The organism is Thermogladius sp. KZ2Tp1 (assembly GCF_051131135.1).
Lineage (GTDB): Archaea > Thermoproteota > Thermoprotei_A > Sulfolobales > Desulfurococcaceae > Thermogladius.
The window spans coordinates 828,090-844,047 of the sequence record NZ_CP151274.1; the positions used below are offsets into that span (position 1 = coordinate 828,090).

A 15,958-nucleotide genomic window follows, 5' to 3' on the forward strand; every position below is an offset into this window, starting at 1 on the left:
ACGAAACTCTATTGTTTTTCTGGCTAGGGAGCTGGGAAATGGTGCTTGTCTACCACGGGTATACGGGGAGACTAGCCGCGTTGTTGTCGGGCATAGGGGTCGAGCCAGGTGATAGAGTCAGAGTTGTGAAGGATGGTGAGGTATTCGAAGGAGTGTTGATGCCGAGGTACACCGTCAGAGCGAGCGAGGATATACTTGTCATAAAGCTGGAAAACGGCTACAACATAGGAGTAAAAGTCGACGAGAGGACGCAGGTAATCCTGACCTCCAAGAAGGCCGGACTAGAGAAGGTAGCACAGCCGGAGGGGACCGTAGAGAGCAAGGCTAAGATCGTACTGTTGAGTACAGGGGGTACGATAGCCTCTAAGATAGACTACGAGACGGGCGCTGTCGTCCCAGCGCTTTCGACTAGGGAGATCACGGAGTGGGCCCCTGACCTGTCCGACATAGCCGTGTTCGAGGCAAGAGAGGTCATGAGGGTGTTCAGCGAAGACATAACTCCCAGCGACTGGGAGAGGCTCGCGAACGAGGTCTACAGGGAGATGGTGCAAGGCGTGAACGGGGTTGTCATAGCTCACGGCACTGACATGATGTCCTACTCCGCCGCGGCGCTGGCCTTCGCTATCAGGGACAAGCCCGTCCCCGTCGTGTTCGTCGGCTCTCAGAGGAGTAGTGACAGGCCAAGCAGCGACTCCATACTAAACCTTAAAGGCGCTTTTATAACCGCGTCAAGAGCGCCGATAGCGGAGTCGGTTGTCGCAATGCACGCCTCTACTTCTGACGACCTGATAGCCGTCCACAGAGGAGTTAAAGTAAGGAAGATGCACACGAGCAGGAGGGACGCTTTTCAGTCGATTAACGACAAGCCTATACTCCTAGTGAACCCCTACACCTTGGAGGTCAAACAGGTTGGGAGGATTTTAAAGAGTAGAGACCCTACGAGAACACCCGCCTTGGAGGCTAGGTTCGATGACAAGGTTGCCTTGGTTAAGGCCTACCCCGGGGTACAGGACGAGATAATCGACATGCTCGTCGACAAGGGCTTCCACGGCATAGTCATTGAGGGGAGCGGGCTAGGACATATATCGAACAGGCTAGTAGACTCGATAAAGAGGGCCGTCGAGAGCGGAGTCCCCGTTGTAATGACGAGCCAGTGCCTCTTTGGCAGGGTGAACTTGAACGTCTATTCCACGGGGCGCAGGCTCCTCGAAGCCGGGGTTATTCCAGCAGAGGATATGTTGCCGGAAGTAGCCTACGTAAAGCTTTCGTGGGTTCTAGCCAGCAAGACGAGGGACATCGCGGAGGTCAGGAAGTGGATGTTGACCAACCTCGAGGGCGAGATAAACTACAGGCACACGCTAGACCTTTACCCGAGGTGGTCGTATGAGTAGAGTGGTTCAAGGCCTCGACTACGAGAAGCTCGGTCTAAGGGTTGGGCTGGAGATTCACGTCCAGTTGGACACGCGGGAGAAGCTGTTCTGTGGCTGCCCCACCAAGCTAGTGGAGGAGGGCGCGGTAGACGTCTTCTACAGGGAGTTGAGGCCTAGCAGAAGCGAGATGGGCGAGGTCGACCCGGCAGCCGTCCTCGAGTGGAAGAAGGGCAGGAGGTTCAAGTACGATTTCCCCCGCTCAGCCTCTTGCCTCGTTGAGGCCGACGAAGAACCACCTCACCAGATGAACAGAGAGGCCCTCGAGGTAGCTCTAGCTGTAGCTCTATCGCTGAACATGAGAATCGTAGACGAAGTCTATGTCATGAGGAAAATAGTGATAGACGGTAGCAACGTCAGCGGATTCCAGAGGACCAGCCTGATTGCGATGAATGGCTGGCTCGAAGACGAGGAGGGGAGGGTGCGTATCCAGACCCTGTGCCTAGAGGAGGACGCGGCCAGGAAAGTAGGCGAGTCGGAGTATGAGGTTGAATATAAGCTTGACAGGCTTGGTATCCCGCTGGTCGAAATAGCAACAGCGCCAGATATTCACAGCCCGGAGCAGGCTAGGAGAGTCGCGTTCAAGATAGGTCAGCTAGTCCGGTTGACGGGTAGAGCTAAGCGTGGTTTGGGCTCGATCAGGCAGGATGTGAACATAAGTGTTGCCGGTGGGGGCAAGGTCGAGATCAAAGGTATTCAACACCTTTACATGATTCCGAGAGTAGTAGAATACGAGGTGTTGAGGCAGTTAAGGCTCCTGGAGATAAGAGAAGAGCTACGTAGGAGGGGAGTAGACAAAGAGGGTCTCAGAGCAGTATTCGTAGACTTGACCAACCTGTTCAGGAACACTCAGTCGAAGCTGATCAAGAGGCTCCTCACGGAGAGGAACGCCGTAGTCTACGGGCTCAAGCTTGCTGGATTCAGGGGTCTACTCGGCCTCGAGTTACAGCCTGGTAGAAGATTCGGTACGGAGCTAGCCGACTACGCGAGGGTGTGGGCTGGGGTCGGGGGCTTGATCCACAGCGATGAGCTACCGGGGTATGGAATAACAGTGGGAGAGGTCAACGAAGTCTATAGAAGGTTGGGAGCCGACCCGGAGAGGGACGCATTCGTACTGGTGGTCGACGAGAGAAGCAAGGCGTTGAAGGCTCTCGAGGTAGTCCTAGAAAGGGCTAAGGCTGCCCTCGACGGCGTTCCCGAGGAGACTCGGGCTGCGAACCCGGACGGCACGACGAGGTACATGAGACCTAGGCCCGGAGGGGCAAGAATGTACCCTGAAACAGACATCCCGCCTATACTGATAACGAGCGATCTGATCGAGTCTGCGAAGCGTCTCGCCCCCGAGCCGTTCGAAGCGAAGCTAGAGAGGTTTGTTCGCGAACACGGGTTGAGCAGGGAGCTAGCCACCAGCGTCATAAACGACATAAGGCTCGACCTCTATGAGAGGCTTGTAGAGAAGTGGAGGGGGAAGGTACCGCCAGTCTTGATCGCCTCGACTATAGCGAACACGTTGAGGATGCTCGAGAACGAGGGGGTTCGCGTCGAGAACATAGAGGACGAGCACATAGAGAAAGTCATAGATCTCGTAGCCACGGGCAAGTTGGTGAAAGACGCCATACCGGACGTGCTAAGGGAGGTCTCTAAAGAGCCCGGTAGGGACGTCGAGGAGGTCGTTAGAGAGCTAGGCTTGAGCAGGGTCTCCGAGAGCGACGTACTCGACATAGTAGACAAAATCGTGAAGGAGAACTTGGAAAAGTTGAAGGCAAGGCGTGACAAAGCCTTCAATATCGTTATGAGCGAGGCGATGAAGGCTCTTAGGGGTAGAGTCGAGGGCTCTGTTGTAGCGGATATCGTTAAAAGGAGGCTCAAAGAATTAAACATACTGTGAGAACTGCTAGCGATGAGGAGTACTCCCGTCTATGATAAGTCAATGATTTGAAGGCATTTGGCCGAGCGCTCTACGCATGTGATGAGGTCCATCGAACGACCGGTGAAGATACACGAGCGTGCTGATAGGGCTGTGAAGAACCTTGGCCGCTGTTGACCGTGGATGATCTGAATGGTAGCCACTGAGCCCACATACACTGATACCCGCGACCTGCGGAGGGGGTGTGCACCCGGCACTTCAAATCGCGTTCGAGAACAGGGCCCGGGTATACGTGTCGGCCGCCAGCTTTCTCGGGTGTTTCCATGGCAGGCCCAGACGACATAGTCGGCATCCTGAGAGAAGTGTCTTCTGCGTCGCTGAGGTATCGCTCCCTGAAAGAGATCAGCGCCGAGATCAGCGTTCCGTACGAGAAGCTGACGAGGCTTGTCAGACGAGGTTTTAAACTAGGTTTACTGAGAGAGTATTACCACGTAGCGTTGCACAAAATAGGGTTTCTGGACTTCGCAGTAATAAGCGTCTCACAGAAAATCCCTCCCAAGTTTTGTTTGGGGGGCGCGAAGCCCGACGTTGCTTACTATTCTTTCACCTCGAGACCCGCTATCTTGGTGTATGGTAGGGGTCTAGGAGAGAGACTGGAGAGCGGTGTGAGGTACGTTTGTAAGCCAGTAATCAACGGGAGAGTCAGAGACGTGCTTGTCCCTGTAGAGGACGGTGATAAAATAGAGCTACTGAGGCTCGACGAAGTTGCGGAAGGAGAGCCGGTATCCGAGCTAGACAAAGTCGACGAAGTAACGCTCTTAACGCTCTTCAGACATTACAACCCGCCCTTTAAACCGCTCACCCTGGCCGAGCTGTACGGCTTTGTCGGGCTGGGAGTCACCTTCTCGAGTTTCCTCAACCACTACTATAGGCATGTGGATGGGAGGCTGACGAAGAAGAGGCTGGTTTTCAGGCAGGGGGGAAGCTACGCTATCATGGTCTCTTCGGCGCCAAATCTCTCGACCTTGCGGGAACTGCTAAACGAGTTAGTCAAGATAAACGTGGTTACAGGCGTGGATCAGGTGAACGTTATCGAGGGCTCCCCGCTCATATCGGTATCTCACGTCTGGGTCAGCCCCCAGCACTTATACGCCGCCGACGTTGGTCACGACGTTTTTAATTTCACCAGCTATGAGATCTACTTGATAAGAGCGTAGGGGCTGAGTTTGGTTTTAAAATCGTACAGGGACGTTAAGCTCTCACACAGCGAGTTCGCCGAGACCCTCAGACGGGTAGCCAGTAAACTTAACTACACAGGGGGCGGTGTGAGGTATAGGATCCCCGGACTCGTGGAGATAGATGAGAACTCCTTCAACGAGCTCTACGTGCTCGGAGACGTACACGGAGACTACTCGAGCGTCAAGCTGGTTTTCGAGACCATCGGTATTCCGGAGAAACTAGGCACAGGGGTTAAGCTGGTCTTCCTCGGGGACTACGTCGATAGAGGGTCTTACCAGGTAGAAACGCTCGCGTTACTGCTCGAGTTGAAAGACAGGTACCCGGGCGACGTTATCCTATTGCGAGGTAATCATGAACCCCCGAGGTGGTTGCTACCCTACCCCCACGACTTACCTTACAGGGTCTCACAGTACTTCGGGCCCGAGAAGTCGAGCGAAGCCCTCCACCTCTTATACAAGTTCTTCGACAAGTTACCAGTAGTAGCTGTCCTGCCAGGCGAGGCCGTGCTGTTACATGGTGGACCCCCATTCAGGACGCTCCATGCGAGCACTCTCGAGGAGGCCTTCTCCGTAGGAGACCCTATGCTAGACGACCTAGACTTGGAGACGGTGCTCTGGAGCGACCCGGTGGACGAGGAGACGTATTTAGTGGAGTCTGTGAGAGGAGCTGGCTTCTTCTACGGACAGAAGTTCACCGACAAGTTCCTTAAGATAGCTGAAGTCAAGCTCATAATTCGAGGGCATGAGGCTGTAGAGGGTTACAGGATCAACCACGAGAGGAGAGTTATAACGGTCTTCAGCGCGCCTACCCCATACCACTTAGGGACTACTGGTTTACTGAGGATCGTCAAGACGGGTGCTGGGTTTAAGTACGAGCTGATGAGGGTCGGTGTGATATCTAGGAGAGTGATCGACAAACTAGAGTTCGAGTCCTATTAACGGAGTTTAATTTATAAGGAATGCTACCTTAATATCGTGTTATGAAGCAGGGGCGCAATTGAAGTGGTCGGACAATCGGTCCTCGACACTTTGATGGACATGACCGATGAGCTCCTGGGCGACATGATCGAGGAGATCATCGAGGAGTACTACGAGGACAAGGTGGACATAGAGTCCGAGTACGAGGACATACTGAACTTCATTGTGAAGAGGCTCGCTCGTAAAGCCGGTAAAAAGAACAGAACGGAAAAATACCTGAAAATACTGGAGAAGCTCAGGAAGAGGTCTTCGGTGGCTAAGCTGATACTCAGCTACCTGATCTCCGAGTACATAGAGGAGAGAGACTCCGGAGCCCTCGAGAGCCGGTCTTCTAGTAGGGAGTACTCGTAGGGGGTACTCATTCCTCGTAGAACTCGTAAAAAGGAGTCTGCAGAGGAAGAAGTAAGGAAAAAGAAGAAGTCCGAGACTAAGACGAGGCGTAAAGCCACCAGGAAGAAGACTTTCGAAGCGGGCGATCTGTTGGACAAGATGTACGGGTACGTTAACGACGCGTTAGGGCTTTCTCAACTAGGTCTAGACGAGGAAACCTCCAAGAAGATCGTATTAGAGGTGCTTGACTTTGTTACACAGGGTCTCTCCTCTAAACCAGACGTGGACACGGTTCTCAGGAGGATCAAGAGGTTTAAGCCCCAGGTCGACGAGCTTGTATCGGCAAAGATGCTTGAGCTGATAAAGAGACCTACACGCGAGCAGCTCGAGTACATCGTCTACAGTGGGGGTAGGGCGGCCATCGCCGAGGTCGGCAGGCTATACAAGCTGGCTAAAGAGTATGGTAGGGAGGACCTGATCGCCACCCTTCAGTACCTTTGGACTAAGTATGGGATCAGGTCACCAGTACAGTGCCCTAAGTGCGGTTTTAACTCGGTAATGCCGGACTATTCCTGTCTTGTCTGCGGAGCCGTCGTAACAGAGAAGTACGTTAGAGACGCCCTCGACTTTAGCGATAAACTCAATAGTTTTGTTAAGACGGCGAGCGTAGGCGAGCTCAGGTTAGCCGTCGAGCGTGGATACGTGCTACTCGGGGAGGACGGGGTCTACCACCCCTTGTACAGGCCTCCCAAGCCAACTGTTATGTTCCAGGTATACTTGAAGTCGGACGAGGTCGCGCTGATCGTGGAGGAGATCGAGGGTAGAAGTCAACCTATATAGGAGACCTCTTAGATCCTGAAACGCAGGTTGACCTTCTCGAACACAGCTCTAATCCCGCGCCTCAAAACCATCAAGTCGAGCCTGGGGTCTCCGAAACACCCTTTTTGTTCGAAGATGACGCTCTTCTTGTAGAACACCCTCACTGCCGGCACGCTTCCTATGCCATCGGCGAGCTCCTCGTGTTGTTTGACGTTCACACGGCAGAATAGCAACCTAGGGTCGGCCACCTTCCCCAACTCCTTTATTACCTCTGAGAAGAACCTGCTCTCCTCTACGTCGGGGTCGTAGTACTCAACAATCACAGGCTCTTCAATGGATAGAGCCCGCTCAAGCTCCTCTCTGGTTGTCAGCTCGACGCTCAACGCCTAATCCCTTGGTTTCTACTCTACTTCACCACCTTTATTAACTCGCTGAGAAAGGTTTATATAGAAGTAATATCATCACTTCTATGCGAACTGGTTCCCAGGTGGTAGTCTAGTATGGCAATGTATGGTATTCCAGTCTTAATACTGAAGGAGGGCTCGCAAAGGACTGTTGGAAGGGAGGCATTGAGAGCAAACATCATGGCTGCCAGGGCTCTAGCCGAGGTCCTGAAGACTAGCCTAGGCCCGAGAGGACTAGACAAAATGCTCGTGGACAGCTTCGGCGACGTCACCGTCACTAACGACGGTGCTACAATAGTGAAGGAGATGGAGGTTCAGCACCCGGCGGCTAAGCTCTTGGTAGAGGTCGCGAAAGCCCAGGACGCCGAGGTTGGTGACGGGACGACGTCGGCGGTCGTCCTGGCAGGCGCGCTCCTTAGGAAGGCCGAGGAGTTGCTAGACCAGAACATCCACCCCACGATTATAATTGAGGGATACACAAAGGCCCTCAAGGAGGCCCTTAGAATACTAGACGAGATCGCCCTCAAGGTCAACCCCTCTGATAGAGAGACGCTCAAGAAGGTCGTCTCCACCACTATAGCAAGCAAGTACATCGGTGGACCGTTAGTAAGCGAGAAGTTGACGAACATGGCGATAGACGCGGCTTTGACCGTCGCAGATAAGAAGCCGGATGGGACGTACGACTTCAGGGTCGACGACGTCAAGATAGAGAAGAAGAAGGGCGGTAACGTCCTCGACACCCAGCTGGTGTACGGTATTGTCCTCGACAAGGAGGTCGTACACCCTGGTATGCCGAGGAGGGTGGAGAACGCGAAGATAGCCCTTCTAGACGCAGCTCTCGAGGTGGAGAAGCCCGAGATCACCGCCAAGATAAACATCACGAGCCCTGAGCTCATGAACGCCTTCATCGAGGAGGAGGCCAGAATACTGAGAGACATGGTGGAGAAGATCGCTTCTACTGGTGCTAACGTTGTGATTACTCAGAAGGGTATTGACGAGGTAGCCCAGCACTTCCTGGCTAAGAAGGGTATACTAGCCGTGAGGAGGGTTAAGAGGAGCGACCTCGAGAAGCTCGAGAGAGCGACCGGCGGTAAAATCGTCAGCAGCGTGAGAGACCTGAAGCCCGAAGACCTAGGCTACGCCGCACTCGTAGAGGAGAGGAGGGTGGGTAACGACAAGATGGTGTTCGTAGAGGGCTGCAAGAACCCGAAGGCGGTCACCATACTAGTAAGAGGAGCCAGCGACATGGTGCTCGACGAGATAGAGAGGAGCTTGAAGGACGCCCTCAACGTCCTGAGGAACGTGTTGAGGGTGCCTAAGATAGTCCCGGGCGGTGGAGCCACAGAGATAGCTGTCGCTTTGAAGCTTAGAGACTACGCCGCAAAGATCGGAGGCAAGGAGCAACTGGCTATAGAGGCGTTTGCCTCCGCCCTTGAGGAGATACCTTTGATACTAGCAGAGACCGCCGGTCTAGACCCGCTGGAGACCCTGATGAAACTGAGGCAATACCACAGCGAGGGCAAAGTCAACGCTGGGATTGACGTCATAAATGGTGTTGTGAGAGAGGACATGAGCGCCATCAGCGTCGTTGAGCCGCTGCTTGTGAAGAACTCGATGATCAAGACAGCTGCCGAAGCCGCAGTCACGATACTGAAGATAGACGACATAATTGCCGCCAGCCCGCTGAAGAAGGAGAAAGAGGAGAAGAAGGAGAAGAAGGAAGAGGAAGAGACATCGCTCGGTAAGACCAGCTTTTAAGGGAAACGTTTTTTAACCAAACAACTAATCCCAGTTCTCCATGCTGAGTGTTTATTGAAAATACGGTGTTTCTAGATGTCGACGTCTGAGACCGAGAAGCTCTACTACAGCAAGCTCACGCGGTTTGAAGTGGCGCGCGTTGTAGGGGCTAGAGCGCTCCAGCTAGCCTACGGCGCCCCTCCCCTTTTCGACATTTCATCTTTCCCCATAAAAGACCCTGTCGCGATTGCCATAGCTGAGTTAATAAGAGGACTGTTGCCAATGTCTATTAAGAGGAGGGGCGTTGATGGAAGCACAGAGCTCGTACCAGTCAACAAGCTTATTACAGACGATATTAAGCGATATCTTGAATCTATTCTCGACAGCTGGGGTCAGAGTAGAAGGCTATAGCACGTACTACTCGGCTGGTCTAGGCGAAGTAGCAGACGTAATACTCGTAGAACCATTGAGCGAAGAACTCTTTAACAGGGTATATCGAGAGCTGGTAAAGAAAGGCTACATGGCAGTACAGTTGAAGTCCGAGAAGCCGGTTTTCAGGATTATACCGATCAGCAGTAAGCGGTCTAGGTGGAAGATCCCTCTCTTGCTCGCCACTATGGTCACAGTCTTCGCCACAGGTCTCGGCCTATCGGCGTCCTTCTACACTGTCACGGCTGACGTTGTCGCCTGGAGTGCCGTCTACACTGTCATATTCATAGTCGCCCTGGCTGTTCACGAGTTCGGCCACATTCTAGCGAGCAGGAGGAGCGGCGTGCTGATCGAGGGGCCGTTCTTCATTCCGGCTCCCCCGATACAGCTAGGCTTCATAGGCACTTTCGGGGCTGTCATAAGCATGAAGACCATACCGCCGGATAAGAAGAGCTTGTCTCAAATAGGGATTTCAGGCCCCCTCTTCGGGTTTTTGGCGGGGCTAGTCATAGCACCTATTGGAATCCTCTTATCGCAACCCCTAACTGTTCAACAAGCACAGTCAATGATCGAGGCAGGTTTGGCGTCGCCACTCGCAGGGGTCCCGCTGATTTTCCAGGTACTCGAGTACTTCATGGTTCCCCAGGGTTACACTATACTCGTCCACCCGCTTGCGTTCATAAGCTACATAGTCTTCCTGGTGACATTCCTAAACCTCATCCCGATAGGGCAGTTGGACGGCGGACACGTTCTCAGGAGCTACTTGTCGCCGTCTCTGTACGACCTCGCCGGTTGGGCTAGCATTGCCTTATTGATGTCGCTCGGCATCTTCTACGGAATATACCTGTGGATAGGGATCATCGCTCTACTGTTCAAGCTCCTCTTCGGCAGGTACCAGCACCCTGGCTCGGCTAACCAGTATAGCGAGTCTCACAACTTGATCTACTTAGCGCTGTACCTGGTCTTGCTCGCTTTAACAGCCCCTATCCCATAATATAAACATGTACCGATGTAACCAGAGGCCCCCCGTAGACCCGCACGGTGGACTATGTGACGTCGTTCGTAGACTTGTGGCAACTGAGAGGCAGGGTCGTCATTATAGCCGAGAAGCCTAAAGCTGCCAGCAAGATCGCGTCTGCCGTCCTGCCTAGCTACCGTAAGATCGCGGTACAGGGGATCCCCCTATACGTGTACAAGGGCAACGGTCTCGAGGTGACGGTCGCAAGCGCGGCGGGGCACATCTTCAACCTATCAACGAAGCTCTCCGGCTACCCCGTTTTTTCATACGAGTGGGCACCTTCGTTCGAGGTCGACAAAAGGTCTCTGTACATAAAGAAGTTCTACCTAGCGCTCGTGGAGGCTTGCAGGGGCAGGGACTACTACATCAATGCTTGCGACTACGACATCGAGGGCTCGGTCATAGGCTTCCTCATAATAAAGTTCCTGGGAGACCCCAAGAGGGCCCTCAGGGCGAAGTTCTCGTCTTTGACGCCCGCAGAGCTGAGAGAGTCGTTTAAGAGACTGACCAGGCTGGACTACGAGATGATAGAGGCGGGGCTAGCGAGGCACGAACTCGACTGGTTGTGGGGAGTAAACATAAGCAGGGCTCTGATGTCGGCTGTCGAGAGGGCTGTTGGCAAAAGGGTAATACTTAGTGCTGGGAGAGTACAGACGCCAACACTAGCATACGTTGCCCAGCAATTGACCGAGAGAAACCACCATATACCGTACCCAATCTTCTTGCTTAGCATAGTAGTCGAGAAAAACAGTGCGAGAGTCAGTGCTTCGAGGGAGAAAGGAGTATTCGAAACCCAGCGTGAAGCACTCCGGGTGGCCTCTCTAATAAAAGAAAAGAAGCACGTTCAAGTCGAGGACTACACAGAGGAAAAGGTCTCGGTGCTACCTCCGTTCCCGTTTAACTTGGGCGACCTCCAGGAGGAGGCGTACAGAATATATGGTTTCAGCCCGTACAAAACACAGGAGATCGCCGAGAGGCTGTACTTAGAGGCGTTGATAAGCTACCCCCGTACAAACAGCCAGAAACTCCCGCCTACGCTGAACTACAGGACGATACTAGACCAACTAGCCGAGAACCCCGTTTACAGGAGCCTCGTAGCCCAACTGTTATCCGAGACAGGCGGTCGCCTGAAACCGAGAGAGGGCCCCAAAGACGACCCAGCACACCCGGCGATATACCCAACAGGTGTCAAGCCCCCGCACAACCTCCCTCCAGATATGCTCAAAGTTTACGACCTAGTGGTCAGGAGGTTCCTTGCGGTTTTCAGCCGCCCCTACGAGCTTGTGAGGCAGCGGGTTGTTTTCTCCGCAGGCGTCCCGGGCGAGACGTTCTACAGCGAGGGACAGTACCTCGTCAAGAAAGGGTGGCTATCGTACTACTACTTCCACACACCCGAGGAGAGAAGGATCCCCGTGTTCAGGAAGGGGGAGTTGGTCAGGGTCGTCGAGGTAGATTTGAAGAGAATGTCGAGTAAGCCCCCCAATAAGCCTACTAAAATGAGCATCCTCAAGTGGATGGAGTCTGTTGAGATAGGGACCGAGTCTACAAGGGCTAGAATTATCGAGACGCTATTTGACAGGGGCTACTTAAAGATGAGCTCTAAAGGGGTCGAGATAACAGACCTGGGTCTCGGGGTGATCGAAGTCATAGAGGAGTTCTTCCCCGAGCTAACCAAGGTGGAGCTGACAAGGGAGTTCGAGAAGTCCCTCGAGGACATAAGAGCAGGTAAGACATCTCGCAGCATCGTGGTAGAGAAAGCCAAGCAGACATTGTCTTCGCTGATCGAGAAATTCGAGCCGAGGAAAAGCGGTGTCGGGAAGGAGCTGGCAATAAGGCTCGGTCTGATCGCCCCGGCCAGCAAGTGCATAATATGCGGTAGGCAGGCGTTGTCCGGCAATATGTGTAGATATCACTACGAGGCGTATAAGAGGTTAAAGGAAGGCTACCTGGAGTGGTCTAGGAGAGAGGACGTCTCCTTCCAAGACTACCTGAAGCAGGTGGTGAAGTCTAAGTCCACCGGTAAGTGGGTCAAGGAGGTAGCCGAGGCCGTCCTTAGGGGGGACGTCCTAGGACTTGGCTAGCTCGTGATACCATATCGCGAGGTAACCCAAGTACGGGACCTTAAACGTGTGCCCCTCCACCGAGAGGACCACCCCGACGATCCTGCTGTAGGACACTCCTACAGGGACCCCGTCGACGACGTCGAAGTATATGTAGTCTGGTATAGGATTGTTATCGCCCTGGGTTACGTAGTAGTACTCCCCGTTCTTTACTCTGACATCTATCACCCTGTGTATGATCAGCTTGTTGTAAGCCCTGTAGATGACGATATCGCCGACCCTGATTTCATTGGGCGCTGGGCGGTAAGCGAAGACGAGATCTCCCTCTCTCATGAGAGGGTACATGCTCGAGCCCTCTACAACGGCTACCGTCGTCTGCGAGCTGTTTATCAAGTACAGGAGTACTTGTGTTAAGACGGCGACCACTAGTACAAGTGTCAGGGCCTTAAGAACAGCCCGGGTTAGGCCCCTCAAGGCCCCTCCTCGCGGAGGATTTCGTCTACGTCGAGTACTATCTCTTTGGGTTTCCTCTCCTCTTTCTCCTCGAACCTTTTACCGCCCTCGATCTCAACACCGCTTCCACCGACCTTCAGCTTGCTGATCGTTGCCCTCCACCTGTGTCCACACCTATTACACTTGACCATGCCCATGACGGTTATCGTTATCCTGCCAGCGCTGTCCGGCAGCGGTGATACCAGTTGCCACGTCTTCTCGACCACGACGTCGGTGCTCCCGCACCTGGGGCACGACAACTGCTTACTCATGGCAGACCCCTTAATGCTAGGATTAATGCTAAGTATAGGAGTAATGGAGTTAATAACAGTGATGCCAACCCTCGGGCCAGCTTACCTGTCAACCAGTAGGCCACGACCACAGCGAGGCCCACTAGGGCTGGGTAGGCGACCTCCCCTCTCCTGGCCGACACCACGACGAGTGCTAAGTACAGGAGAGTAGACGGGTATGCCACGTAGATAGCCCTGTTCTTTATCTTCTCGTAGGAGAAACTGGTGAACAGGACGTAGGCTACCATTACTAGAGTTAAAGTTATTACTTCTAAGACCATAGCTGGAGACATAGCGTACTCCTCTGGGGTGAGTGTAGTGTACCTCGTTTACCACTCAGAGTATGACGAGGCGTTCCTAATAAAGCGTGTCAAGGGTAGGTGGGTTCTCGACAGCAGGGGGAACCCAACAGTCCAGGTGAAGGTTGTAACAGAGGGCCTTGGAGTAGGCGTGGGCTACGCGCCCAGCGGTGCGTCCACCGGAACACACGAGGCTCTCGAGCTAAGGGACGGCGGTAGGGAGTTTCACGGTAAAGGTGTTAAGAGAGCGGTCGAGAACGTCAACAGGATGATAGCCCCCGTGATCATAGGGATGGACTCTAGAAAACAGTACGAGATCGACATGAAGATGGTCGAGATCGACGGGACGAAGAACAAGGCGAGAGTCGGCGGTAACGCTATAGTTGCTACCAGTATAGCGGTCGCGAAGGCGGCGGCTCACACCATGGAGGTACCGCTCTACCAGTACATAGGTGGTAAGCAGGCGAACGTGCTCCCGGTTCCCATGCTCAACATAATAAACGGGGGGGTTCACGCCGGCAACAAGCTCGACTTCCAGGAGTTCATGATCGTCCCCGCCGGGTTTACCAGCTTCAGCGACGCTCTTAGAGCGAGCGTCGAGGTGTACCACGAGCTTAAGAACATACTGAAGAACAAGTTCGGGCCGATGGCCACTAACGTGGGAGACGAGGGCGGTTTCGCGCCGCCACTAGAGAGGGCGAGAGACGCGCTAGACCTCTTAATGGAGGCCATAAAAGCGGCGGGCTATAGCCCGGGCGACCAGATAGCCCTAGCTCTCGACGTGGCGAGCTCTAGGCTTTTCAAGCAGGACAAGGGCGTTTACGTTGTTGAGGGGGCCGAGCTCACGAGCGATAAGCTACTGGAGTACTATGCTGGGCTGGTAAGCGACTACCCGATAGTCAGCATCGAGGACCCGTTCCACGAGGAGGATTTCGAGACGTTCGCTAGGTTTACGACCGAGTTTGGCTCTAAGATCCTCATCGTCGGCGACGACCTGTTCGTGACAAACCCTGAAAGGCTCAGCCGGGGTATTGCTACAAGGGCCGCTAACGCTATATTGGTCAAAGTAAACCAGGTGGGCACCCTGAGCGAGACGTTCACAGTTGTGGACATGGCAAAGACGGCGGGCTACAGGACTATAATAAGCCACAGGAGCGGCGAGACCGAGGACACGGCCATCTCCGACATCGCTGTTGGCGTAAGAGCCGGGCTTATAAAGACGGGCGCTCCAGCTAGAAGTGAAAGGACGGCCAAGTACAACAGGTTGCTGGAGATAGAGGAGGAGGTCGAAAAGCCGGTATACCCGGGCTTCACCGTGTTTCCGAGGAAGCCCTAGCCGTAAAAAATCATGGAAGGATTAGCCCTAGGACGATCAAGACGGCGGCCGTGACCACCATTAGTTTGAGGAATGCACTCACGCTCATGTTTGGTAGTGCCTTGATCAGCCTCACGAGTCCTACTACTAGCAGCGACAGTGCTATCACCAGTATTATTGCCAGCCCTACGAAGAACAGTACTGCCCCTACTCCTCCGGCTCCCGATAGCGCGTTAGCTACACCACTGAATACCTGGGACGCCACTCCTAGCCCCATGCCATTCCCCTCCCTAGAGTCGGGCTGTTAGATTTAAAAAGAGGGAGGCTCTTACGCTATCTTGATGATGACGGTTAAAAGCGTGGAACGCCGAGCGGCGATGCCAGGCACCAGGCTTCTGAGGAGGCCTCGGGTTCTATTACTGCTCTAGGCCTCCCTCAGCCCGGTCGTTTATAACGGATCTCATGGGGATAACTGGTCGGTCGAGAGGTGTTAGTATGGAGATAGTAGTAGACCAGATCGACGAGTACCTGGGTAAGCCAGTTGTAGACCCTTACGGTAGAAGGCTTGGTTACGTAGTCGGCTTCTACAGTGACGCGGACGGTAAAGTAAGGTCGCTAGAGGTGAGCCTCGGCGATGTGGAGTTCAAGCAGGTAGACATAGAGAGGTTTAGGTTCGAGAACGGGAACATAGTCCTAGTACCCGAGTGGGAGTTCATGGCTGTTCAGCTCGAGAACAGGATTTTGAGGCTTAAGAAAAGGATAGCGGCGCTAGAGGAGCTCAACGCTAGGAAGGACTTACCGAAACACGCCTACGACTCTTTCAAGAAGTCCCTTGACGAGAGCCTGATGAAGGTGAAGGAAGACGCTAAGAACGTAAAGGAAATGCTCAGAAAGAGGATACACGAGCTGGAGGACACGATACTCGAGCTAGAGAAGGCTATGACGAGTATCAAGGTGAGCTACCTCTCGGGCGAGATACCTGAAAAAGCCTACAAAGCCGCGAGCGAGCAGATCAGGAGACACTTAGAGAGTTGCGAGATGGAGAAGGAGAGCGTCAAGCAACACTTAGACAAGATAGAGGCGTTAGAAAGCCAGCCCGTAGACCTATCCATTAAGACGACCCCCGTTCCTCAACCTCAGCAGCAACCCTCTGGCCAGCCCATGCCGGTTGTCGTGATCGAAGGCGGCTAGTATTAACGGGATAAGACTCCGACGGTTTTTTAAAAGCCTTCCTAAAGCCATATCTTCAACGGCA

General features: G+C 53.7%; 17 protein-coding genes. 12 read left to right on the forward strand and 5 right to left on the reverse strand.

Annotated features, from left to right (window positions below; translation table 11 throughout):
* Nucleotides 1-38 precede the first annotated feature (38 nt).
* The 6 genes from gatD to WLZ34_RS04710 all read left to right on the forward strand — a co-directional run bounded on the left by gatD (nt 39) and on the right by WLZ34_RS04710 (nt 6,680).
* A complete protein-coding gene (gatD, locus tag WLZ34_RS04685) occupies nt 39-1,391 on the forward strand; it encodes a Glu-tRNA(Gln) amidotransferase subunit GatD (protein WP_434730926.1) in 1,353 nt (450 codons plus the stop codon).
* Entirely contained in the window at nt 1,384-3,315 is a 1,932-nt protein-coding gene (gatE, locus tag WLZ34_RS04690) for a Glu-tRNA(Gln) amidotransferase subunit GatE (protein ID WP_434730927.1), read from the forward strand. The genes gatD and gatE overlap by 8 nt, the downstream gene beginning before the upstream one ends.
* A gap of 302 nt (nt 3,316-3,617) precedes the next feature.
* Nucleotides 3,618-4,511 carry a hypothetical protein gene (locus tag WLZ34_RS04695; protein ID WP_434730928.1) on the forward strand — a complete coding sequence of 298 codons (894 nt, stop codon included), beginning with the start codon at nt 3,618-3,620 and terminating at the stop codon, nt 4,509-4,511.
* A gap of 9 nt (nt 4,512-4,520) precedes the next feature.
* On the forward strand, nt 4,521-5,471 hold the full coding sequence (locus tag WLZ34_RS04700) for a metallophosphoesterase family protein (RefSeq protein ID WP_434730929.1): 951 nt from the start codon (nt 4,521-4,523) through the stop codon (nt 5,469-5,471).
* Between the two features lie 63 nt (nt 5,472-5,534).
* Nucleotides 5,535-5,861 carry a hypothetical protein gene (locus WLZ34_RS04705; protein ID WP_157864667.1) on the forward strand — a complete coding sequence of 109 codons (327 nt, stop codon included), beginning with the start codon at nt 5,535-5,537 and terminating at the stop codon, nt 5,859-5,861.
* A gap of 138 nt (nt 5,862-5,999) precedes the next feature.
* The gene (locus WLZ34_RS04710; protein ID WP_428727213.1) at nt 6,000-6,680 is read left to right on the forward strand and encodes a hypothetical protein; all 681 of its coding nucleotides are present in this window, start codon (nt 6,000-6,002) and stop codon (nt 6,678-6,680) included.
* 8 nt (nt 6,681-6,688) lie between these two features.
* On the opposite strand, the gene WLZ34_RS04715 is transcribed toward WLZ34_RS04710, so the two are convergent.
* Nucleotides 6,689-7,042: a thioredoxin family protein gene (locus tag WLZ34_RS04715; protein WP_434730930.1), complete on the reverse strand. Its 354-nt coding sequence runs from the start codon at nt 7,040-7,042 to the stop codon at nt 6,689-6,691.
* Nucleotides 7,043-7,159: 117 nt separating this feature from the next.
* Here WLZ34_RS04715 and thsA point away from each other — a divergent pair, with 117 nt between their 5' ends.
* From thsA to WLZ34_RS04735, 4 genes are all read left to right on the forward strand, one after another.
* On the forward strand, nt 7,160-8,821 hold the full coding sequence (gene thsA, locus WLZ34_RS04720) for a thermosome subunit alpha (protein ID WP_434730931.1): 1,662 nt from the start codon (nt 7,160-7,162) through the stop codon (nt 8,819-8,821).
* Nucleotides 8,822-8,896: 75 nt separating this feature from the next.
* A complete protein-coding gene (locus tag WLZ34_RS04725; RefSeq protein WP_428727170.1) occupies nt 8,897-9,211 on the forward strand; it encodes a DNA-directed RNA polymerase subunit K in 315 nt (104 codons plus the stop codon).
* Entirely contained in the window at nt 9,168-10,223 is a 1,056-nt protein-coding gene (locus WLZ34_RS04730; protein ID WP_434730932.1) for a site-2 protease family protein, read from the forward strand. The genes WLZ34_RS04725 and WLZ34_RS04730 overlap by 44 nt, the downstream gene beginning before the upstream one ends.
* A 56-nt stretch (nt 10,224-10,279) precedes the next feature.
* The gene (locus WLZ34_RS04735; protein ID WP_434730933.1) at nt 10,280-12,328 is read left to right on the forward strand and encodes a DNA topoisomerase I; all 2,049 of its coding nucleotides are present in this window, start codon (nt 10,280-10,282) and stop codon (nt 12,326-12,328) included.
* Here WLZ34_RS04735 and WLZ34_RS04740 read toward each other — a convergent pair.
* From WLZ34_RS04740 to WLZ34_RS04750, 3 genes are read right to left on the reverse strand one after another with little or no spacing between them, the layout of a single operon-like run.
* Nucleotides 12,314-12,781: a signal peptidase I gene (locus tag WLZ34_RS04740; RefSeq protein WP_434730934.1), complete on the reverse strand. Its 468-nt coding sequence runs from the start codon at nt 12,779-12,781 to the stop codon at nt 12,314-12,316. The genes WLZ34_RS04735 and WLZ34_RS04740 overlap by 15 nt on opposite strands.
* A complete protein-coding gene (locus WLZ34_RS04745; protein ID WP_434730935.1) occupies nt 12,778-13,071 on the reverse strand; it encodes a chromatin protein Cren7 in 294 nt (97 codons plus the stop codon). Before WLZ34_RS04745 ends, WLZ34_RS04740 begins: the two co-directional genes overlap by 4 nt.
* Nucleotides 13,068-13,337 (reverse strand): hypothetical protein, encoded by a 270-nt coding sequence (locus tag WLZ34_RS04750; RefSeq protein ID WP_428727165.1) that lies wholly within the window; start codon nt 13,335-13,337, stop codon nt 13,068-13,070. The genes WLZ34_RS04745 and WLZ34_RS04750 overlap by 4 nt, the downstream gene beginning before the upstream one ends.
* A gap of 70 nt (nt 13,338-13,407) precedes the next feature.
* Here WLZ34_RS04750 and eno point away from each other — a divergent pair, with 70 nt between their 5' ends.
* Nucleotides 13,408-14,724, forward strand: a complete 1,317-nt coding sequence (gene eno, locus WLZ34_RS04755) for a phosphopyruvate hydratase (protein WP_434730936.1) — start codon at nt 13,408-13,410, stop codon at nt 14,722-14,724.
* Between the two features lie 10 nt (nt 14,725-14,734).
* On the opposite strand, the gene WLZ34_RS04760 is transcribed toward eno, so the two are convergent.
* Complete coding sequence (locus WLZ34_RS04760; protein ID WP_428727163.1) at nt 14,735-14,980, reverse strand: hypothetical protein; 246 nt, start codon at nt 14,978-14,980, stop codon at nt 14,735-14,737.
* Nucleotides 14,981-15,198: 218 nt separating this feature from the next.
* Here WLZ34_RS04760 and WLZ34_RS04765 point away from each other — a divergent pair, with 218 nt between their 5' ends.
* Entirely contained in the window at nt 15,199-15,894 is a 696-nt protein-coding gene (locus WLZ34_RS04765) for a CdvA-like protein (RefSeq protein ID WP_434730937.1), read from the forward strand.
* The last annotated feature ends 64 nt before the right edge of the window (nt 15,895-15,958 follow it).